Here is a 1,891-nt window from a genome sequence, read left to right as displayed (position 1 = left end):
GTGTGTGACGGATTTACCTACCACACTCCCTACAGGCTTACACCAGGACAACCATCGCCTGGCCCCACTACCTTCCTGCGTCACCCCATCGCTTGCCTACTACCAACCGAGGTCCCGTGCATCGCCATCCGGTCACCCGAAGGTGATCCATCCGGTCCTGGACGGTTAGTACAATTGATTCAGCATGGGCGCGGATACACGGGTACGGGAATATCAACCCGTTGTCCATCGACTACGCCTGTCGGCCTCGCCTTAGGTCCCGACTCACCCTGGGCGGATTAGCCTGGCCCAGGAACCCTTGGTCATTCGGCGGCAGAGTTTCTCACTCTGCTTTCGCTACTCATGCCTGCATTCTCACTCCCACACCCTCCACCACTAGATCACTCCGTGGCTTCCCCGGATGCAGGACGCTCCCCTACCCACCCACACACCTAGACCACCATCCATAGACGATGACCGGGCTTATGTGAGTGCCGCGGCTTCGGCGGTGTACTTGAGCCCCGCTACATTGTCGGCGCAGGATCACTTGACCAGTGAGCTATTACGCACTCTTTCAAGGGTGGCTGCTTCTAAGCCAACCTCCTGGTTGTCTTCGCGACCCCACATCCTTTTCCACTTAGTACACGCTTAGGGGCCTTAGCCGGCGATCTGGGCTGTTTCCCTCTCGACCACGAACCTTATCGCCCGCAGTCTCACTGCCACGCTCTCACTTACCGGCATTCGGAGTTTGGCTGACGTCAGTAACCTGATAGGGCCCATCGGCCATCCAGTAGCTCTACCTCCAGTAAGAAACACGCAACGCTGCACCTAAATGCATTTCGGGGAGAACCAGCTATCACGGAGTTTGATTGGCCTTTCACCCCTACCCACAACTCATCCCCTCCATTTTCAACTGAAGTGGGTTCGGGCCTCCACGACGTCTTACCGACGCTTCACCCTGGCCATGGGTAGATCACTCCGCTTCGGGTCTAGACCCGGCGACTCCACGCCCTATTCAGACTCGCTTTCGCTACGGCTACCCCACACGGGTTAACCTCGCCACCGAGCACTAACTCGCAGGCTCATTCTTCAAAAGGCACGCCATCACCCCCAGCCGACCAAACGACTCAAAGGCTCTGACGGATTGTAAGCGTCCGGTTTCAGGTACTATTTCACTCCCCTCCCGGGGTACTTTTCACCTTTCCCTCACGGTACTCGTCCGCTATCGGTCACTAGGAAGTATTCAGGCTTACCGGGTGGTCCCGGCAGATTCACAGCAGATTCCACGAGCCCGCTGCTACTTGGGCATCCATCACGCAAGACCACACGTTTTCAGCTACCGGACTCTCACCGTCTACGGCAGACCATCCCAGGCCACTTCACCTAACATGCAGCTTTCTCACTCACGCCCCGACAGGTAGATCGAAGAATGATGAACCCCACAACCCCACACGCACAACCCCTACCCGGTCTCACATACGCGCGGTTTAGCCTCCTCCGCTTTCGCTCGCCACTACTCACGGAATCACAATTGTTTTCTCTTCCTATGGGTACTGAGATGTTTCACTTCCCCACGTTCCCCCCACACAGCCTATACATTCAGCTGGTGGTAACACGACATCACTCGTGCTGGGTTTCCCCATTCGGACACCCTCGGATCACAGCTCGTTTGACAACTCCCCGAGGCCTATCGCGGCCTACCACGTCCTTCATCGGCTCCTAGTGCCAAGGCATCCACCGAACGCCCTCAAACACTTACAACAACACCTACAAACAACCCCGCCACCACACAAGCAGCAACAGGACCAAATGTAGACACCACAAAAACAGCACAACTCAAAAAAGAATCATGCACAACAATAAAAATAAAGATGCTCGCATCCACTATGCACTTCTCAAACAACACACACCC

At 55.8% G+C, this 1,891-nt stretch carries 1 rRNA gene (running past one end of the window); it reads right to left on the bottom strand.

The features are described from left to right. Positions 1–1,740: ribosomal RNA gene (locus ACWDTD_RS20380) — 23S ribosomal RNA — on the bottom strand (it extends 1,492 nt beyond the left edge of the window). Between the last annotated feature and the right edge of the window lie 151 nt (positions 1,741–1,891).

The organism is Gordonia sp. NPDC003425 (genome assembly GCF_053588635.1).
This window is presented reverse-complemented; position numbering and strand designations above follow the sequence as displayed.